Consider the following 18483-nt stretch of genomic DNA (forward strand, 5'->3'; position numbering starts at 1 on the left):
ATGTTCGGTCGAACGCGCCCTAAAACAGCCCGCCGCCGTCTCGGCACGGTCGTCGCGCTCACGTCCGCGCTCGCCATGGCGGGCAGCCTCGCCGCGACCCCGGCACTGGCGGACGACCCGGTGGAGATCCCGGTGTCCTACACCGTCACCGGGACGACCACGGTGAAGAAGACCGGCGGCACCCTCAACCTGGGCCCGGGTCAGCTCAACGGCGCGCTGGTCATCGACGGTGACAACGTCGGCATCCGCGGCGATCTGGCCCTGCCGCCGTCGACGGCGAACATCTCGCTGGTCTCGGGGGTCTTCAAGATCAAGGCCCGCGTGCGGATCGAGCCGACCGGCCCGGTCACCGGCACGCTGGCCAACGGCGACCTGACCACGCACTCGCAGGCGAACATGCTGATCGACAACATCGTGGTCGGCCTGTTCTGGCCGGTCATCCCGCTCCCGACGGTGCCGAACGCGTGCAAGACGGTCAAGCCGCTCGACCTGACGCTGGTGTCGAAGAACGTCGACCTGTTCGCGCCGACCATCCCGTCCTCGGGGACGTTCACCATCCCCGAGTTCAAGGACTGCTTCATCAACGACCTCGCGCTGGGGGCGTTGATCTCCGGTCCCGACAACACGATCAACTTGAGCATGAAGTCGAACCTGTCCTGACGCTCAAGTCCGTGAAGGCCTCCTTGAGGGACCCTGGGTCCCTCAAGGAGGCCTTCACGGAACGTCAGCAGAAGTACGGCGCCGCGGGGTCGACCAGCGCGACGCCGGTGCTGTCACCGGCGGAAACGGCGTAGACCGGAGCGCACACGCCGGAGAACTTCCAGAAGTCCGTCGGCGGTTCCGTGCTGGTGTCACGGCTTTCGGACTTCACGTTGCTGCCCCAGGCGAAGACGCTCCCGTCGGACTTCAGCGCCACGTTGTGGTTGAAGCCCGCGTCGATGGCGACCACGCCGGACTGCGCTTCCGGGGGGACCGTGGCCTGGCCGTAGAAGTTGTCACCCCAGGCGAGCACGCCGCCGTTCTTCAGCGCGATGCTGTGCCGGAAACCGGCCGAGATCGCCGAAACCCCGGAGGTGGCCGCCGCGGGCACGGTGATCTGCCCCTTCCCGTTGCTGCCCCAGGCGACGACGCCGCCGTTCTTCAGCGCGAGCCCGTGGTCCCCACCGGCCGAGATCGCGGTGACCCCGGAGGAGACGGTCGCGGGGACACTGGTCCGCGAACCCCAGCTCACCACGCTGCCGTTCGTTTTGAGCGCCAGGTTGAAGTACGCGCTGGTGGAGATCGCCGTGACCCCCGAGGTCGCGGACGGCGGCACGACGTTCTGCCCGTAGAAGCCGTTGCCCCAGGCGATCACGCCGCCGTTCTTCAGCGCGAGTTCGTGCGCCCAGCCTGCGGCGATCGCCGAGACGCCGGACGTGGCCGCCGCCGGAACCGCCAACTGGCCGTAACTGTCGTTCCCCCAGGCGATCACCCCGCCGTCCTTGAGTGCGAGATGGGTGATCGCGCCGGCGGAGACCGCACTGGCGCCGAGCGCGGCGGCCGGTATGGTCCCCTGCCCGTAGTCGTTGCTCCCCCATGGCCGCGCTTCGCCGGTCTGCGCGGCGCTCGCCGTACCGCAAAGGGAAACCGTTGCGATCATTACGGTAATCGCGACGCCCGCTACCCGTCGTGATGCCGATCGTCGATTCTCGGAAGACATGCGCCGAATGTTAACCCGGCTGCACCGATCGGCCGCCTCTTTGTCATCCACGGACAAACTTCATAATCGCATTCAGCGCCCGCTGACAAGAAAGAACGGGCGCCTCACCCACTTCGAAACATGTCGACATGAATCCTTGTTACGTACATAACTCGCGGGTAACCTCGGTTTACCCCACCACCGAGAAAGCCGCTCGAGTCGAGCATATTTGATCAGAAAAATCCGCCGAAAGGCGCATGGGGAAAGCCGCCCGAGACGTAAACTGGATCAAAGGAGATGACAGGTATGTCCCGTAGACTTGGCAAGTTGTCGGCAGGCGTCGCCACCACCGGCATCGTGCTCGGCGCCGTCGCCGTGCTCACCGCCGGCACGGCCGCCGCCGCGACCACCTACGCCACCGGCACCGTCGCCTACATGTGCAACTTCCCCGGCATCGGCCAGCAGCAGCTGGACGTGAAGGCGAACTTCGTCGGGCCGGACTCGGTCGCCTCCGGCGGCACCGCCACTCCGTCGAGTGTCGGCGGCACCGCGACGATCAACGCGACCATCAACGCGCTGCTCAACGCCGCCAACTACGACGGTGTCCGCGGCAAGGCCAACATGCCGATCACCGCCACCAACGCCACCCCGACGTCGGCGACGGTGACCAACCTGGACGTTCCGACCCAGATCAACCCGTACGTGCCGGGCCCCCGGTCGTTCAACATCGTCCAGGACGCCGGCACCAGTGTTCCGACGCTGACCGCGGGCGCTCCCGGCTCGGGCGTGATCTCCCTCGGCACCACGATCAACGCTCCGCTGGACTTCCACAAGAAGGACGGCACCTGGACGGCGTGGAACTTCAACTGCACGGTGAAGAACACCAACCCGGCGCAGAACCGCGCGTTCAGCCCGGCGATCCCGATCACCTGATGAACCACCCGTGCGGGGCGGGGACGCCCGCCCCGCACGGTCTCCATCCGCGCGAGGCACGAGAGGAACATCCATGACGCAGCAGGTTCGCCGGGCACTCGGGAGGTTTCCCGTTCTGGCGGGCGTCATCCTGCTCGTGGGTGTGAGCGGGGCACTGTCCTCTTCGGCCGCGACCGATCCGGACACGCCGCCGCCGGCCCCCTTGCAGGGCACCACGTCCGCGCGTCAGAGCCTCGCGAACACCTGCGTCTTCCCGGATCCCGCCGGGGAACGGCCGGTCACCATGGACGTCCAGGCGACGCTGCCGAAAGTCGTCCCGACCGGGAAACCCGTTCAGATCAAGGACTTCTCGCTGACCTTCACGATCGGCGAGGGATCGCTCGGCACCGTCGCCGAGGTCACGGGTGGCGCGACCGTCGAACTCACGGCCGCGAACGGGGACAAGAAGACCCCGATCCCGGTGTCCGTGACGATCCCGGCGACGAAGGTGCCCGCCACCGGCGAACTGAAGCTGGTCGCGAAGGGCACCGTCCCCGACATCCTGCTGAAGGTGCCTTCCGAACTGCGGCTGAGCACGGGCGCGCCGTCGCTCGCGCTGACCGCCGCGGAGACGCCGCTCAAACCCGTCACCTGCACCCAGACGCCGGACCAGAACACGCTGCTCGGCAGTGTCGCGCTCCTGCCGCTCGGAAAACCCAAGCCGCAATCCGGCAAACCCGGCGAGCAGAAGAAACCCGGTGCCGACGCGCGGGCCGCGGACGACGTCCAGGCCGGCGCCCTCTACCCGATCGCTTTGCAGCCGTTCGAACTGCAGGGCACGTCGTCGATCACGAAGCTCGGCGCCTTCGCCCGGCTGAAGCCCGCGTTCATGGTCAACGCGGTGTGGCACGTCGACCTGGAGAACACCGAAGGGCCCGGCAAGATCACCGGCTCCGTCATGATGCCGCCGAGCAAGCTGAGCTTCCTCGGTTTCGGCTTCGTCCCGATCACCGCGACCATGGAACTGCTGCCGGAGGACTACGCGACCGGTAATCACATCATCGATGTGGACGGCGTTTCGATCCCGGAACCGGAGGGCAGTTCGACCGTCCTCACCCCGCTCAAGGTCTACGGGAAACTGAGCGGGGTCACCGTCAACGGCGTCGCCCTCGACGTCGGCGACCACTGCCTCACCGCCGAGCCGATCAAGATCAACCTCCGCGGGGAGAAGTACGGGATGTTCACCGGCGGCGTGGTGCGCACCGATCCGAAGTGGACGGATCCCGCCTATCGGGACTTCACGCTCCCCCCGTTCTCGGGCTGCGGCGCGAAGGAGGATCTCGACTCGCTGCTGACCGGGATGGCTTCGGGGCCGGGGAACCAGGCTTGTGTCGGGGTCAACCAGGTCGGGTTGCCCTGGGACCCCGAGCGCAAGTGTCCGAACGTCGAGCCGCCGGCGGGCCGCTGACGCGTGTCATGAAAGGGTCGTTCAGGACGTTTTTCGTCCTGAACGACCCTTTCATGACATCCAGGCGCGCCCCTACGACCCGCTCGGCGTCCACTGTGGACTCTTGCGCGGCGACGGCAGCACCTCCGGGAGCGTGAAGCCTTCGGGCGAAGCGGAAAGGCCGGCCCCGGCCCGCAGCGCGAGCTCCATCTCGAACCGAGCCCCCGGGTCGCGCAGGTGCTCGCCGAAGGTCGCCTGCAGCTGCCGCATGCGGTACCGGACGGTCTGCGGATGCACCTGGAGCCGCTCGGCGATCTCGACGACGTTGCCCTGGCTGTCGAGCCACGCGCGGAGGGTTTCGAGCAGCCGTTCCCGCTGCTTCCCGGTCATGTCGGCGAGCGGGGCGAACAGGCGGTCGCGCAGCTGGCAGGTCAGCGCGGCGTCGGCGTTCACGAGCAGGGTGGCCAGATGGTCTTCGGCGCGGATCACGCGGCGGGCCTGGATGATGCCGCGCTCGGAAAGGAGCAGGGCCTCGCGCGCCCAGCGCAGGGAATCGGCGACGGAATCCAGCGGACGGCACGGACCGATCGACAGCCGGTACTCCGGCAGCGCGGCCTGCAGGGTGGCCAGGCGGGCGATCGAGATCTCGCCCGGGACGAGCAGACGCGGCTCAGCGCAGTCGAGTTCGGCGAGGACGTCCGAATCCACGGCGTTGTGCCGCCGGGGTCTGACGGTCTCGCCGATCGGGTGCAGCACCACCGGGGTGGCGCGTTCGGGCACCGTCCAGCCGGTCAGCTGCGCGAGTTCCGCGATCGCCTTCGACGGCGCGGGCGGCGTCTCCAGCACGAGGTGCAGCAGTTTGCGGCGCCACGTGTCCAGCGCGCCAGCGGTGCGGGCCTTCGCTTCGAGATAGCCGTCCAGCGCGACGGACGCGAGTTCGTCCATGAACGCGAGCATCGCGTCGGCCAGCTGCGACATCACCGCGGACGAGAGCCCGCTGCGGCGGCCGACGCGCATGATGCGCCGCCACGAGACCCGGGCACCGACCCGGTACGCCGACTGGAGGGTGTCGAGGCTGCGGCCTTCCCGCATCTCGTTCTGCCCCAGCCGATGGTGGACCTCGTGCGACTGTTCCTTGGAGACGGTGGGATCCGCGATCTGGGCGACGAAAAGCGTGATCGCGTACTCGACGCCCGCACGGATCGACTTGCCGTAGGGCCCGTCGAGCGGGCGCGCGTACGCGGGGATGGTCGCCCGGATCTCGTCGACGATCTCGTTGGCGAGACTGCCGAGCTCAGGTCGCAAAATGTCGGCGAGTTTGCGGGGAAGTGCCGCGGGAGGCTGCGCAGCGTGTTCGATTCCGCGCTCCACCGACATCGCAGCTCCTTTGCTCCGCCCAGCGTCCTGACATCCCACGATCGTCGTGGGGTGACAACGAACACATCGCGAAGTCGCCCGTGAATGTGTCACCTTTCGCAGAAGAAACCGATTTCTTGTCACCATCGTGACAAAATCACGGGCCATCCCTGAATTTTGATGACAAGTGCCCGGCAAACGCCTCGCGCGGTACGTACGAACGGCCGATGAATACGGAGCGTCACTGCTTCCCGGTGAGCAATTCGCCTAGTACCTCGAGCACGGGCTCCAGCACGCGGACCTCGGTGCCCACGCATTCGGTGATCCCCGCACCGACGACCTCGAAACCGCTCAGCCCGCGAAGCATCGCCACCAGACGTTCGATCGTCAAGCCACCGGGCTCCGGATAGTTCAGCCCGTCGAACTCCGCCGGGTCGAGCACGTCGAGATCGAGATGGACGTACACCTTGTCCGAACCGGCCAGCCCGGCGGCGACGTCGGCCGTCTCGACCACGAGCCCGCGCTCGACCACGGCCCGCTCGGCGTCGTCGAAGGCCCTCGTCCCCGCGAGGACGACGCGCCCCGGTTCGACCGGCGGGTTCGCGGCGAACTCCGGATCGCCCTCGCCGAGCAGCGACCGCAGCACCATGCCGTGGAACGCGCCCGACGGCGACGTGTCCGCGGTGTTGAGGTCGGAATGCGCGTCGAACCAGGCGACACCGAGGCCCGGCCCGAAGCGGTAGCGCGCGACGCCGATCGGGATCAGCTCGACTCCGCAGTCCCCGCCGATGGTGAGCACCGGCCCGCCCGGCGCCTCCAGCGCGGCGAGCTGCGCGGCCCGGTTCGCGCCGGTGAGCACCGCGCGGTTGGCGATGCCGTCGACCGCGGGCGAGGTCTCGCGTGTCTGCCGGATGTGGTGCACCGGCACGCCCAGCACGTGACCCGCGAGCTCGGCGAGCGCGACGCAGCCCTCGGGCAACTCCGGCGCCCGCTCGGTCAATGCGCCCTGGAACTGGGGTACGGCGTTGATCAGCACCCGGTCCACGTTAGCGACGGCCGCAAGCGCGTGAAGGCCCCCTTCCCTCGGCTGAGCCGAGGGAAGGGGGCCTTCACGCGCGAATCACTCCAGGACGAGCAGCAGGTCTCCGCCTTCCACCTGCTGGACGGCGTTGATCGCGCGCCGCGACACCTTGCCGCCGGTCGACGCGGTGATCGACGCCTCCATCTTCATCGCCTCGATGGTCGCGACCGTGGCACCCGCCTCGACCTCGTCGCCCTCGGACACCTGCAGCGTGACCACGCCCGCGAACGGCGCGGCGATCTGCTTCGGGTCGCCCTTGGCGGCCTTCTCCGTCGCCGGGATGTCCGACGCGATCGAGGTGTCGCGGACCTGGATCGGGCGCAGCTGGCCGTTGAGCGTGGACATCACCGTGCGCAGACCGCGTTCGTCGGCCTCGCCGATGGCCTCCAGCTCGATCAGCAGCCGGACGCCCTGTTCCAGGTCGACCGAGTACTCCTCGCCCGGCCGCAGGCCGTAGAAGAAGTCCTTGGACGGCAGGACCGAGGTGTCGCCGTACTGCTCGCGGTGCGCCTCGAAGTCCTTCGTGGGCCCGGGGAACAGCAGCCGGTTCAGCGTCCGGCGCCGGTCCTCGGCGAGCCCCTTGCGGTCCTCTTCGGACAGTTCCTGCACCGGCTTCGGCCGCGCCCGGCCTTCGAGGGCCTTGGTGCGGAACGGCTCCGGCCAGCCACCGGGCGGATCGCCCAGTTCGCCGCGCAGGAAGCCGATCACCGAGTCGGGGATGTCGAACTTGTTCGGCTCCGCCTCGAAGTCCGACGGCGAGACACCCGCGCCGACGAGGTGCAGCGCGAGGTCACCGACCACTTTGGACGAAGGCGTGACCTTGACCAGATGCCCGAGGATCTTGTCCGCGGCCGCGTACATCGCCTCGATGTCCTCGAACCGCTCGCCGAGGCCCAGCGAAATCGCCTGCGTGCGCAGGTTCGACAGCTGACCGCCCGGGATCTCGTGGTGGTACACCCGCCCGGTCGGCGACGAGAGCCCGGCCTCGAACGGCGCGTAGATCTTGCGCACGCTCTCCCAGTACGGCTCCAGGTCGCCGATGGCCTGCAGGTCCAGCCCGGTCGGCCGGTCCGAGTGATCGGTGGCCGCCACGATCGCGGACAGCGACGGCTGCGACGTCGTGCCCGCCATGGACGCGACGGCACCGTCGACGGCGTCCGCCCCGGCCTGGATCGCGGCGAGGTACGTCGCCAGCTGGCCACCCGCGGTGTCATGCGTGTGGATATGCACCGGAAGGTCGAATTCCTTGCGCAGCGCGGAAACCAGCCGTACCGCCGCCGGCGCCCGCAGCAGGCCCGCCATGTCCTTGATGGCCAGGACGTGCGCCCCCGCGCCGACGATCTGCTCCGCCAGCTTGAGGTAGTAGTCCAGCGTGTAGAGCTTTTCGGCCGGGTCCGACAGGTCCGAGGTGTAGCAGAGCGCCACCTCGGCCACGGCGGATCCGGTCTCGCGGACGGCTTCGATCGCCGGGCGCATCTGCTCGACGTCGTTGAGCGCGTCGAAGATCCGGAAGATGTCGATCCCGGTCGCCGTCGCCTCCTCGACGAAGGCGTTGGTCACCTCGGTGGGGTACGGCGTGTAGCCGACGGTGTTGCGGCCGCGCAGCAGCATCTGCAGGCAGATGTTCGGCACCGCTTCCCGCAGCTTCGCCAGCCGCTCCCACGGGTCCTCGGCGAGGAACCGCAGCGCGACGTCGTAGGTCGCGCCGCCCCAGCACTCCAGTGAGAGCAGCTGCGGCGTGGTCCGCGCGACGATCGGCGCGACGGCGAGCAGATCCTTCGTCCGCACGCGGGTGGCGAGCAGCGACTGGTGCGCGTCGCGGAAGGTGGTGTCGGTGACGCCGATGGTCGGCGACTCCCGCAGCCACCGGGCGAAGCCCTCCGGGCCCAGTTCGGTGAGCTTCTGCTTCGAGCCGGGCGCCGGTTCGAGGCCCTTGGGCAGCTTCGGCAGTTTCACCTGCGGGTCGAGGGTGCGCGGACGCTCGCCGTTCGGCTTGTTGACCGTCTTGTCGGCGAGGTAGGTCAGCAGCCTGGTCCCGCGGTCGGCCGAATGGCGCGCGGTGAGCAGATGCGGGCGCTCCTCGATGAACGACGTCGTGACGCGGCCTTCGCGGAAGTCCGGGTCGTCGAGGACGGCCTGCAGGAACGGGATGTTCGTGGCCACACCGCGAATCCGGAACTCGGCGACGGCGCGGCGGGCGCGGCCGACGGCGGTCTTGAAGTCGCGGCCGCGGCAGCTGAGTTTCACCAGCAACGAGTCGAAGTGCGCGCTGATCTCGGTGCCGGCGAACGCCGTCCCGCCGTCGAGGCGGATACCGGAACCGCCGGGCGAGCGGTACGCGCTGATCATCCCGGTGTCCGGGCGGAAGCCGTTGGCGGGATCCTCGGTGGTGATGCGGCACTGCAGCGCGGCACCGCGCAGGTACACCGTGTCCTGCGACAGGCCGAGGTCGTCGAGGGTCTCGCCGGAAGCGATGCGCAGCTGCGACTGGACGAGGTCGACGTCGGTGACCTCCTCGGTCACCGTGTGCTCGACCTGGATGCGCGGGTTCATCTCGATGAAGACGTGGTTGCCGTCCCGGTCGAGCAGGAACTCGACGGTGCCGGCGTTGCGGTAGCCGATCTGGCGGGCGAACTTCACCGCGTCGGAGCAGATCCGGTCGCGCAGTTCCTGGGACAGGTTCGGCGCCGGGGCCAGCTCGACGACCTTCTGGTGCCGCCGCTGGACCGAGCAGTCGCGCTCGAAGAGGTGGATCACGTTGCCCGCGCCGTCGGCGAGGATCTGGACCTCGATGTGGCGCGGCTCGACGACGGCCTTCTCGATGAACACCGTCGGGTCGCCGAAGGCCGACTCGGCCTCGCGCGCGGCGGCCTCGATGGACTCGCGCAGTTGCGCGGGCTCCTGGACGCGGCGCATACCGCGCCCGCCACCGCCGGCGACCGCCTTGACGAACACCGGGAAGCCGATCTCCTCGGCGGCGGCGATCAGCGCGTCGACGTCGGAGGACGGTTCGGAAGAACCCAGCACCGGTACACCGGCGTCGCGGGCGGCCTTGACCGCGCGGGCCTTGTTGCCGGTCAGCTCGAGGATGTCCGCGCTCGGTCCGACGAAGGTGATGCCTTCGTCCTCGCACGCGCGCGCGAGGTCCGGGTTCTCGGAGAGGAAGCCGTAGCCGGGGTAAACGGCGTCGGCGCCCGCCTTCTTGGCGGCCGCCACGATTTCCTCGACCGACAGATAGGCCCGCACCGGGTGACCGGGTTCGCCGATCTCGTAGGCCTCGTCGGCCTTCAGCCGGTGGAGCGAATTGCGGTCTTCGTGCGGGAACACAGCCACCGTGCCCGCGCCGAGCTCGAATCCGGCGCGGAACGCGCGGATGGCGATCTCACCCCGGTTGGCGACCAGTACCTTGCGGAACATGCCGGTCCTTCCCATCATCGGATCGGTAGGTGAGGCACGTTACCTGCTTGCTCCCGCAGGGCGGGAGTTGTTGCCCAGGTGATGGACATCATCCCTGGCTGAGTTGCGCTCCGGGACTCTGCAGCAACCTGTTCGCGGTGCCCTCGTGAACCCCGGTCAGCACGTCGACCGAGGCGAGGTCGACGAGTGCTTTCGCGACGTCCGGCGCCGGCGCGTCCGGGTGCAGGGCGCGGTACAGCGCGGCCACCCCGGCGACGTGCGCGGCGGCCGACGACGTGCCGCTGAGCACCCGGCCGCCGCTCCCGCCGGCGTTGGGTCCCGGCACGTCGACGCCGGGTGCGAACAGGTCGACGACCTCGCCGTAGTTCGACGTCGACCCGACCTGGTCACTGGCGTCGGTCGATCCGACGGTGAGCGCCTCGGTGACCCGGCCGGGTGAGAACTTCCCCGCGTCGGTGGCCTCGCCGCCCGCCGGGAGGGCGATCGGGACGACCGCCGCGAGTGCCCGGACTGCGGCGTCGAGCTGGTCGTTGGCCGCGCCGCCGATACCGAGGACGGCGACGGCGGGCTGCTGTGCGTTCTGCGTCACCCAGTCGATACCCGCGATGATCTTGTCCGTCGCGCCGCCGCCCTGTGCGTCGATCACCCGGACCGGGACGATCTGCGCGGCCTTCGCGACGCCGAAGGTCCTCGACGCGGCGACACCGGCCAGGTACGTGCCGTGACCGTTGGTGTCGGTGGTGTCCGTGCCGCCGTTCAGGAAGTCCTTACCGGGTTTGACTCGGCCGCCGAAGTCCGGATGCGCCGCGTCGACTCCGCTGTCGATCACGTAGACCGTGACGTCCTTGGCGTCGGTCTCGTAGTGGTAGAGCTGATCGAGGCCGGTTCGCTGGTCGATCCGGTCCAGCCCCCAGTTCGGCGGGTTCTGCTGGACTTCCGTCGCGGAGGCGGGCTGCGCCACCAGCACGAGGAGCGCCAGCGCGGCCATGATCCGTACCAGTCGAATGATCATGCCTTGGCTCTACGCCTGTGCCTCCGGGGCGGCAACCCCGGAGTGTCACCCGTTCGACTGGTCTTGGCCGATATGGGCACTGACCGTCGACTTCGGGAGGCAGACAAGCGCGTCGAACGCCTCCACGACGTCGACGGGGTTGAACAGGTGCGCGTGCCGGATGCTCTGGGGTCCCTCGGTGCCGCGGCGCGCGCGGAGGTCCACCAGGCCGGGGCCCTCGGTCTCGACGCTGCCGTCCACCGGTGCTTCGAGGTCTTGGCGGTACACGGTGAACCCGAGCCGCGCGGTCGCATCCGGCTTGAGCCCGGTGGTCTCGCCCTCGACCGCGGTGAGGCCGAGCGCGAAGTAGTCTGCGCCGAATTCCGCGGCCAGATGCGTACCGGCCGACGGCGAGGTGAGGCCGGGGAACGGCGAGAACGGCACGCGCTGGAGGTGTCCGTTGTGGAGCATCACGACGATCTTCGTGTCGTCACCGTGAAGCCGCCGGATCAGCCGGACGGTGTCGGCCATGTACGCGTCGCGCGAACCGCTCTGCCGGGCGGGCGCGTCGCCGGACATCATCGCGGCGACCTCGGCGAGGTACGAGTCGACGCGCAGCGCGCCTTCGACGTGGTGCTCCGCGACGGCGGTGTCCCCGTAGACGGGACGCAGCGACGTGAGGTGCGTTTTGAGCCGCGTGAGCGCCGCGGTCGCCTTGTCCTTGGCCGCGTCGTCGAGGGCGGCGTACTTGGCGGGTGCGTCCGCGCTGCTGACCGACGCGTATCCCTTGGTCGCCTCGATGGCCGCGTCGACCAGGCCCGTGGCGTTCTCGTCCACAGTGGACAGATAGGCGCGGACGGCGTCGAGCGACGGCACCGGCGAGCCCGCGGAACTCGGTACGTCGAGGCCGTAGTACGCGACGTCGCCCCGTTCACGGAGCCACGTCAGCATTTCGTGCGCCTCGGGCGACTCCCCGAGCGAGAACGTGAAGCCGTCACGACCGATGTCGGCGACGGCCCCAGGGGCGCCCTTCAGCCAGTCTTCGACGAGCTTCCCTTCGGCGAATCCGGATTCGAACGCCACGACGCGGAAGCCGTGCCGCTCGACGAGATGGCGGAGCAAACGATTGCGCAGGTCGCCGAACTCGTGGATGTGGTGGTTGTTCTCACCGATGGCGACGATCCTGGCGTCCCCGATGAGTTCGGCGATCTTCGCTGGGTCTGACATACTGGCCACACTAACGCAACAGGAGTAGCAATTGGCAACCTCCGGTACCCAGCGGCCCGGCGGCCGGACCGAGCGCACGCGCCAGGCCGTCCTGCACGCCACGCTCGATCTGCTGGCCGAACGCGGGTTCGGCGAACTGACCGTGGAGGCGGTCGCCGAGCGGTCCGGCGTGCACAAGACCACGGTGTACCGGCGCTGGTCCTCACCGGACGGGCTCGTCGCCGCCGCGCTGCAGATGGGCGCGGAGGACGACTGGAAGGCACCCGACACCGGGTCGCTCGAAGACGATCTGTACGAAGTGGCCGCGGAGGTGGTGCGGTACTTCACCGAGCCCGCGCTGAAGGAGCTGCCGACGGCGTCGGTACTGGCGGCGTTCCAGTCGCCGCAAGCGGCCGAGGCACTGCACGACTTCTACGCCGACCGGCACGTGCGCATGGCCCCGATCGCGGAACGGGCCGTCGCGCGGGGTGAGATCCCCTCCGGCACGGATGGCGACGAACTGGTGCGGGCCGTGTGCGGGCCGATCTTCTACCGGCTCTTCCTGTCGCGGGAACGCGTCACGGTGGCGGAGGCGCGGGTGACCGCGCGGGCGGTGGCGGTCGCGGCGCGGGAGGGCGCCTTCACGGGCTAGGAACACAAGCGCGGCGTGAGTGCGGTGTCGCGTCGTCGTGAGTGGCAATTCGGGTTAGAACCCGAAACGCCACTCACGACCACGGTGACCGAAAGCGGGACGGGTTGGTCACGCGCTGAGGACAGTTTTACCGTCAGCGCCGGGAAATTCCGGGGTCAGACTGGGCTCTCCGTGCCACGAGAGGGGACCGTCATGACCGGGGAAGTCCGGAACCTGCCGCGGGAGATGCCGCGCCAGCTCAAGATCGTCCGTGTTTTCCTTTGGGTGCAAGCGGTCCTCAACGTCCTCGTCAGCGCGCTCGTGACCGCCCTCGCGATCAACGAACTCGACCACGGCAACGAGGAAGCCGGCCTCGCCCTGGCGCTGGCGATCCTCGGTTTCGTCGTCGCCGTGGTGCTGATCGCTTGCGCGACAAGGATTTCCCACGGTTCGCCCTGGGTGCGGCCGACGGTGATCGCGGTGGAAGGGCTGGCCGTCGTCATGGGCCTGATCAGCCTGGTCAACGGCGGGGCGCTCACGCAGCTGATCGGGATGGGCATCGCCGTCGGCATCATCGTCACCCTCAACAAACCCGAGGAAAGCGCCTGGTTCAAGCGCTGACGAGGTCGATCCGGTAGCGCACCTCGGAAAGCGGGACGTCCTCGCCGGGCATGGTGTCGGTCTTCGTCGCCCCGTCCGGGGCCCATCCTCCGGCCGCGTAGAAACGCTGGGCGCGTTCGTTGGTCTCCAGCACCCAGAGCGTCGCCTCGCGGTGCCCCGACTCACGCAGCGCGGCGACGGCGGTGTCGAGCAGCAGCCTGCCGAGTCCCCGACCCCAGCGCGCCGGTTCGAGGTAGAGCGCGCGCAGTTCCCCGCGGATCCGGTCGACGGCGGTGAAGCCGAGGAGCGTTCCGTCCTCGACCAGGACCAGGATGTCGCCCCGGTTGGCGGGATCGGCGAGCGTCCGCTGCCAGCGGGCGGCCCGTCCCTCGACGGAAAGATCGCGAAGGTAGAGCTCGGGCAGCAGGCCCTGATACGCCGACTGCCAGGACCGCACGTTCACCTCCGCGATGGGCCAGGCGTCCTCGACGGTCGCGAGGCGGATCGTGGCCATCGTCAGTCCTTCACTTCGCGGGCGGCGAAACCGGTCACGACGGCCAGCGCGAGCAGCGCCCCCAGCGCGATCCCCCAGCCCGCGCCGGTGACGCTCGAACTGCTCGGGATCGCATGGACGAGCATGCTCACCATGACGATGCCGCCTCCGGCCATCCCGCCGAGGAAGGCGACCCCGAAGGCCGCCGGCCGCAGCAGCACACCGAGCAGCGTCCCGATCAGGAGAATCACCGAGACCACGAGGTAGATCGCGGCCTCGTCGGCCCGGCTCGACGAGTAGTCGAGCAGTTCGACGGCCTCCGCCACCAGCCCGGCGGCACCGGCGGTCCCGGCCGCGAGGGCCGCGATGGCGAGCCTGTCCCTCGGCTTCCCCAGCCCGAGGCGGAAACTCCGGTCACGCCGCACCGCGATCAGCGCGCAGACGGCCCCCGCGAGCAGGCAACCGTCGGTCAGCACCAGCAGCACCGGGCCGGACGGGACGACCGAAAGCAACGCGAGTCCGCACAGCGCTCCCGGCCCCGCCATCCGGCGTGTCTTCGGCACGAGCATCAGGATCCCCGCCACGATCGCGAAGACACCGAGCGGTACGACCGTCCAGCCGCCGTCTTCGAAGAACTCCGCCAAGCTGTCGCTGAGCGCGAAACTGATGGGCACGAGGTACACCGCGGCGCCGAACGCCAGCACACTCGCGGCGACGTCGAACGGCTCGAACTTCGGCGGCGGAGCCACGGTCTCGACAGGCGGCGCGGGTTTCGGCGCGGGCTCCGGGCGCGACACCGGCACCCGCGCGGGTTCCGCGACGACCTGGCCCTCGACCCGCACCACGAGCTCGCCGGTCGGTCCGGTCACCGTGATCCGCCCGTCGAACGCCCCGAGCTCCGACAGCTCCAGGGCGACCTCGGCGCCGTCGCCGTCTTCGGTCACCCGCAGCCAGGAATGCGACGAGGCGAAGCGGCACGCCCGCGCGATCGGCGGCCCGGCCAGCCGGACGCGCGCCACCGGCCGCGTCCCCCGGACGACCTCGCCGAACCGGAGCACTTCGAATTCGGCCCGCACCCGCGCTTCCCGCCGCGCCAGGTCGGCGGCCTCGGCGATATGCCGGATGTCGGTCTGCGCCATCGTGGTGAGGACCTCGTGCGCCCCGATGGCGACCGACAGGTTCTCGCTCGTCAGCCGTCGCTGGAGCTCGGTCACCGCGCCGAGGCGGGTGAACATGTTGGGATCCTCGCTCGCCGCGCGGAGATCGGCCGGGACCGGCGACGGTTTGATCCGGCGGCGCCTGCTCCTGGCCAGGTACAGCTCGCCCTGCATCTCGATGTCGCGGCTGGGCGTCTGATTCGGATTCCGCTCCCGCACACTGTCGAACAGGTAGTCGTAGAGCTCGCTGAGCGCGATCCAGCCGTCCTCGTCGCGGTCCGCGTCGCCCGTCCGCAGCCCCTCGACGAGCGCCGAGGTGAACACCGACGGCCGCGCGTGGCCGTCGGCGAGATGATCGCCCTCGAAGGCGTACTCGATGGAGTTCGACGCGGTGATCACCGCCCGGCCGCGGCCGCCGAAACCACCGCCGGGGAACGCGTCGAGCACATTGGCCTCACCGGTGGCGCGCACGGCCACGCCTTGGCTGAAAGCACCGCCGTAGCAGCAGTCCAGCAGGAGGACGATGCTCCGCGACCGGCTCATCCGCATGCAGCGCTGGACGAAGTCGGCGGGGACGGCGGTCGACGCGAGCCGCTCCGGCCGGGTGTTGCGGGCGGCGAAGAACAGCTCGCCCGACTCGCTTTTCAAGCCGTGGCAAGAGAAATGCACCAGCAGGACGTCGTCCGGCGCGCTGTCGGCGAACAGATCCTCGACCCGACCCGCGATCACGTGCGCGGTCTCGTCGCGCACCACCTGGACGTCGAACTCGCTGACGGCCCGGTCGGCGAGGACCTCGGCGAGCGCCTCGGCGTCGGCGGCCGGGGACCGCAGCGCGCTCAGCCCGGCGTTGTCGTACTCCCCGTTGGCGATGATCAGGGCCCGCCGCTCTCCGGTCATGACGGCGAATGCCTGCTCACGAACAGATCGACGAGTTTGTCCTGATCGGTGAGCGACGCTTCGGACAGCTCCAGCACATCGCCGTCGATCTCCAGCCGGATCGTGCGCTTCACCCGTCCCCCGCGCGAAAGCCATTCCCGCACGGCCGCCACCACCGAGCGCAGGCCGTCGGCGGACTTCCCCAGCGTGACCAGCAGGCCGCCCGCTGTCGCCACATCGAAGCCCCGCGAACCGGGTGGCGCCTCGCCGGCGGGCAACGCCTTGACGTCGGCGACCCCGCGTTCGATCAGTTCACCTCGGAGGTACCCGGCGAGCTGGTCGACCCGTTCCGCGTCGGCCCCGTCCTCGCCGAGCCGGATCCGCACCGCTGCTGTCATCCCGGCCTCCCTCGCCCGTACGGATCGAGGAAAACCCCTGCGCCCGTCCGGCGGCAAGGTCCGATCGGGCAGAGATGTTCATGTCAGCTTTTTTCCAGGTACTCCACGCGATCTTCGTCGACGACGTCGGCGATCATGTGCGCCAGTCCCAAGTAATTCCCCAAGGCCGGGTCCTTTTCGACGATTTCCGACGCGCGGGCCCTCGCCTCGGCGATGACCTCTTCGTCCTGCAGCAACGACAGCAGCTTCAGCGTCGACTTCTTCCCCGACTGCGCGGCGCCGAGGATGTCGCCCTCGCGGCGCAGCTCCAGGTCCATTCTGGACAGTTCGAAACCGTCCGTCGTGGACTCGACGGCGGCGAGCCGTTCGCGGGTGGTCGTCCCGTCCAGGGCTTCGGTGACCAGCAGGCACAACCCCGGCACGCTGCCCCGGCCCACCCGGCCGCGCAACTGGTGCAGCTGGCTGATGCCGAAGCGGTCGGCGTCCATGATGACCATCGCGGTCGCGTTCGGCACGTTCACGCCGACCTCGATCACCGTGGTGGCGACGAGCACGTCCAGGTCACCCCTGGAGAACGCCTGCATCACGGCGTCCTTGTCGTCGGCGGGCATCCGGCCGTGCAGGGCGCCGATCTTCAGCCCCTTCAACGGTCCTTCGGCCAATTCCGGCGCCACGTCGAGGACGGCGAGCGCGGGCCGCTTGTCCCCCTTGTCCGAAGCGGGCTCGTCACCGATGCGCGGGCAGACGATGTACGCCTGGTGCCCCTTGCCGCATTCCTCGCGGACCCGCTGCCACGCCCGGTCCAGCCACGCGGGCCGCTCCGCGACCGGCACCACCGACGTCTTGATCGGCGACCGGCCGACCGGCATCACGCGCAGCGCGGACGTCTCCAGATCGCCGTAGACGGTCATCGCGACCGTGCGCGGGATGGGCGTCGCCGTCATGACGAGCACGTGCGGGCTGGTCTCGTCGGAACCGCGGGAGCGCAGCGCGTCCCGCTGCTCCACGCCGAAGCGGTGCTGCTCGTCGACCACGACCAGGCCGAGATCCGCGAAGGACACCGTGTCCTGGATGAGCGCGTGCGTGCCGACGACGATCCCGGCCTCGCCGCTGACCGTCTCCAGCAACGCCTTCTTGCGTTCCTTGGCACCCATCGACCCGGTCAGCAGGGTCACCCGCGTCGCGTTCTCCGCGCCGCCGAGCTCGCCGGCCTGCCCGAGGTCGCCGAGCATCTCGCGCAGCGACCGGGCGTGCTGCGCGGCGAGGACCTCCGTCGGCGCGAGCAGCGCCGCCTGCCGTCCGGAATCGACGACCTGCAGCATGGCGCGCAACGCGACCACGGTCTTGCCCGAACCGACCTCGCCCTGCAGCAGCCGGTTCATCGGATGCTCGGTGGACAGATCGCGGGCGATCTCGTCACCGATCTCCTGCTGGCCCGACGTCAGCGCGAACGGGAGCCGCTTGTCGAAGGCGTCGAGGATGCCGCCTTCGGTGTGCGGACAGGCTTTCGCGGGCCGCGACACCAGGGAATGCCGTCGCTGCGCGAAAATCAGCTGCACCGCCATGGCTTCGTCCCATTTGAGCCGCCGGCGCGCGGAGTTCAGCGCGTCCCAGCCCGACGGGCGGTGGATGCCGCGCAGCGCGCTTTCCAGGCTGGGCAGGCCGTACTGCGCGAGCAACTCGATCGGCATCGGGTCCTCGTCGACCTCAAGCACGTCCAGCACCTGCCGCACGGCCTTGGCGATCACCCACGTCGGGATCCCCTGCGCCGCCGGGTACACCGGGATGATCTCGGCGAGGAAGTCGTCCATCGCCTCGGCCTGCCGGTCGGCGTCGAACAGTTCGTACTCGGGGTTCGCCAGCTGCAGGACGTCGCGGAAGGAGGTGACCTTGCCCGCGAAAAGCCCGTTCTTGCCGGGCACGAGCTCCTTCTCGCGCCAGGCCTGGTTGAAGAAGGTGCACTGCAGGCGGCGTTTGCCGTCGGTGATCACCATTTCGAGCAGGGTGCCGCTGCGCGCCTTCATCCGGCGCTTGTTGACCCGCTCGATCCGCGCCATCACGGTGGCGTGCTCGCCGAGTTCGAGCCCGGCGATGTCGGTGAGCTGCCCGCGCTCGGCGTAGCGGCGGGGGTAGTGGCGCAGGAGGTCGCTGACCGTCTCGATCTTGAGGCCCTTGGCGAGGGCCTTCGCCGTCGCCGCGCCCACGACCAGCTTGAGGTCCGCGCGCAGGTTGGTCATGCG

General features: G+C 69.5%; 15 protein-coding genes. 5 read left to right on the forward strand and 10 right to left on the reverse strand.

Annotated features, from left to right (window positions below; genetic code table 11):
• Complete coding sequence (locus AORI_RS71540; RefSeq protein WP_016336409.1) at positions 1 to 660, forward strand: hypothetical protein; 660 nt, start codon at positions 1 to 3, stop codon at positions 658 to 660.
• Positions 661 to 724: 64 nt separating this feature from the next.
• Here the strand turns inward: AORI_RS71540 and AORI_RS71545 are convergent, their stop codons facing one another.
• On the reverse strand, positions 725 to 1639 hold the full coding sequence (locus tag AORI_RS71545) for an RCC1 domain-containing protein (protein ID WP_016336410.1): 915 nt from the start codon (positions 1637 to 1639) through the stop codon (positions 725 to 727).
• Positions 1640 to 1984: 345 nt separating this feature from the next.
• On the opposite strand from AORI_RS71545, the gene AORI_RS71550 reads away from it, so the two are divergent.
• Entirely contained in the window at positions 1985 to 2611 is a 627-nt protein-coding gene (locus AORI_RS71550; protein ID WP_016336411.1) for a DUF6801 domain-containing protein, read from the forward strand.
• Between the two features lie 73 nt (positions 2612 to 2684).
• Complete coding sequence (locus AORI_RS71555) at positions 2685 to 4058, forward strand: DUF6801 domain-containing protein (RefSeq protein WP_016336412.1); 1374 nt, start codon at positions 2685 to 2687, stop codon at positions 4056 to 4058.
• 72 nt (positions 4059 to 4130) lie between these two features.
• On the opposite strand, the gene AORI_RS71560 is transcribed toward AORI_RS71555, so the two are convergent.
• From AORI_RS71560 to AORI_RS71580, 5 genes are all read right to left on the reverse strand, one after another.
• Positions 4131 to 5414, reverse strand: a complete 1284-nt coding sequence (locus AORI_RS71560) for a PucR family transcriptional regulator (RefSeq protein ID WP_016336413.1) — start codon at positions 5412 to 5414, stop codon at positions 4131 to 4133.
• A gap of 220 nt (positions 5415 to 5634) precedes the next feature.
• Positions 5635 to 6429: an arginase family protein gene (locus AORI_RS71565; protein WP_016336414.1), complete on the reverse strand. Its 795-nt coding sequence runs from the start codon at positions 6427 to 6429 to the stop codon at positions 5635 to 5637.
• 84 nt (positions 6430 to 6513) lie between these two features.
• The gene (locus AORI_RS71570; RefSeq protein WP_016336415.1) at positions 6514 to 9891 is read right to left on the reverse strand and encodes a pyruvate carboxylase; all 3378 of its coding nucleotides are present in this window, start codon (positions 9889 to 9891) and stop codon (positions 6514 to 6516) included.
• A gap of 88 nt (positions 9892 to 9979) precedes the next feature.
• Positions 9980 to 10879, reverse strand: a complete 900-nt coding sequence (locus AORI_RS71575; protein WP_043849102.1) for a S8 family peptidase — start codon at positions 10877 to 10879, stop codon at positions 9980 to 9982.
• A gap of 69 nt (positions 10880 to 10948) precedes the next feature.
• Positions 10949 to 12109, reverse strand: a complete 1161-nt coding sequence (locus tag AORI_RS71580; protein ID WP_016336417.1) for an erythromycin esterase family protein — start codon at positions 12107 to 12109, stop codon at positions 10949 to 10951.
• Between the two features lie 31 nt (positions 12110 to 12140).
• Here AORI_RS71580 and AORI_RS71585 point away from each other — a divergent pair, with 31 nt between their 5' ends.
• Together AORI_RS71585 and AORI_RS71590 are read left to right on the forward strand one after the other, a co-directional pair.
• Positions 12141 to 12740 carry a TetR/AcrR family transcriptional regulator gene (locus AORI_RS71585; RefSeq protein WP_016336418.1) on the forward strand — a complete coding sequence of 200 codons (600 nt, stop codon included), beginning with the start codon at positions 12141 to 12143 and terminating at the stop codon, positions 12738 to 12740.
• 192 nt (positions 12741 to 12932) lie between these two features.
• Positions 12933 to 13340: a hypothetical protein gene (locus tag AORI_RS71590; RefSeq protein WP_016336419.1), complete on the forward strand. Its 408-nt coding sequence runs from the start codon at positions 12933 to 12935 to the stop codon at positions 13338 to 13340.
• Here AORI_RS71590 and AORI_RS71595 read toward each other — a convergent pair.
• From AORI_RS71595 to recG, 4 genes are all read right to left on the reverse strand, one after another.
• On the reverse strand, positions 13330 to 13833 hold the full coding sequence (locus AORI_RS71595; RefSeq protein WP_016336420.1) for a GNAT family N-acetyltransferase: 504 nt from the start codon (positions 13831 to 13833) through the stop codon (positions 13330 to 13332). The two genes, AORI_RS71590 and AORI_RS71595, sit on opposite strands and share 11 nt — an antisense overlap.
• A 2-nt stretch (positions 13834 to 13835) precedes the next feature.
• Positions 13836 to 15866, reverse strand: coding sequence for a caspase family protein (locus AORI_RS71600; RefSeq protein WP_016336421.1), 2031 nt, complete (start codon positions 15864 to 15866; stop codon positions 13836 to 13838).
• Positions 15863 to 16243 carry a hypothetical protein gene (locus AORI_RS71605; RefSeq protein ID WP_016336422.1) on the reverse strand — a complete coding sequence of 127 codons (381 nt, stop codon included), beginning with the start codon at positions 16241 to 16243 and terminating at the stop codon, positions 15863 to 15865. Before AORI_RS71605 ends, AORI_RS71600 begins: the two co-directional genes overlap by 4 nt.
• 83 nt (positions 16244 to 16326) lie before the next feature.
• Positions 16327 to 18480, reverse strand: coding sequence for an ATP-dependent DNA helicase RecG (gene recG, locus AORI_RS71610; protein ID WP_016336423.1), 2154 nt, complete (start codon positions 18478 to 18480; stop codon positions 16327 to 16329).
• Positions 18481 to 18483: the final 3 nt, after the last annotated feature.

The sequence above is a fragment of the Amycolatopsis keratiniphila genome (assembly GCF_000400635.2).
GTDB lineage: Bacteria > Actinomycetota > Actinomycetes > Mycobacteriales > Pseudonocardiaceae > Amycolatopsis > Amycolatopsis keratiniphila.

Bases quoted from the DNA above. Each gene is read 5' to 3' on its own strand.
- AORI_RS71595 (WP_016336420.1), bottom strand. From the start codon at position 13,833: ATGGCCACGATCCGCCTCGCGACCGTCGAGGACGCCTGGCCCATCGCG.
- AORI_RS71545 (WP_016336410.1), bottom strand. From the start codon at position 1,639: ATGATCGCAACGGTTTCCCTTTGCGGTACGGCGAGCGCCGCGCAGACC.
- AORI_RS71560 (WP_016336413.1), bottom strand. From the start codon at position 5,414: ATGTCGGTGGAGCGCGGAATCGAACACGCTGCGCAGCCTCCCGCGGCA.
- AORI_RS71540 (WP_016336409.1), top strand. From the start codon at position 1: ATGTTCGGTCGAACGCGCCCTAAAACAGCCCGCCGCCGTCTCGGCACG.
- AORI_RS71605 (WP_016336422.1), bottom strand. From the start codon at position 16,243: ATGACAGCAGCGGTGCGGATCCGGCTCGGCGAGGACGGGGCCGACGCG.
- AORI_RS71550 (WP_016336411.1), top strand. From the start codon at position 1,985: ATGTCCCGTAGACTTGGCAAGTTGTCGGCAGGCGTCGCCACCACCGGC.
- AORI_RS71575 (WP_043849102.1), bottom strand. From the start codon at position 10,879: ATGGCCGCGCTGGCGCTCCTCGTGCTGGTGGCGCAGCCCGCCTCCGCG.
- AORI_RS71600 (WP_016336421.1), bottom strand. From the start codon at position 15,866: ATGACCGGAGAGCGGCGGGCCCTGATCATCGCCAACGGGGAGTACGAC.
- AORI_RS71555 (WP_016336412.1), top strand. From the start codon at position 2,685: ATGACGCAGCAGGTTCGCCGGGCACTCGGGAGGTTTCCCGTTCTGGCG.
- AORI_RS71570 (WP_016336415.1), bottom strand. From the start codon at position 9,891: ATGTTCCGCAAGGTACTGGTCGCCAACCGGGGTGAGATCGCCATCCGC.
- AORI_RS71580 (WP_016336417.1), bottom strand. From the start codon at position 12,109: ATGTCAGACCCAGCGAAGATCGCCGAACTCATCGGGGACGCCAGGATC.
- recG (WP_016336423.1), bottom strand. From the start codon at position 18,480: ATGACCAACCTGCGCGCGGACCTCAAGCTGGTCGTGGGCGCGGCGACG.
- AORI_RS71590 (WP_016336419.1), top strand. From the start codon at position 12,933: ATGACCGGGGAAGTCCGGAACCTGCCGCGGGAGATGCCGCGCCAGCTC.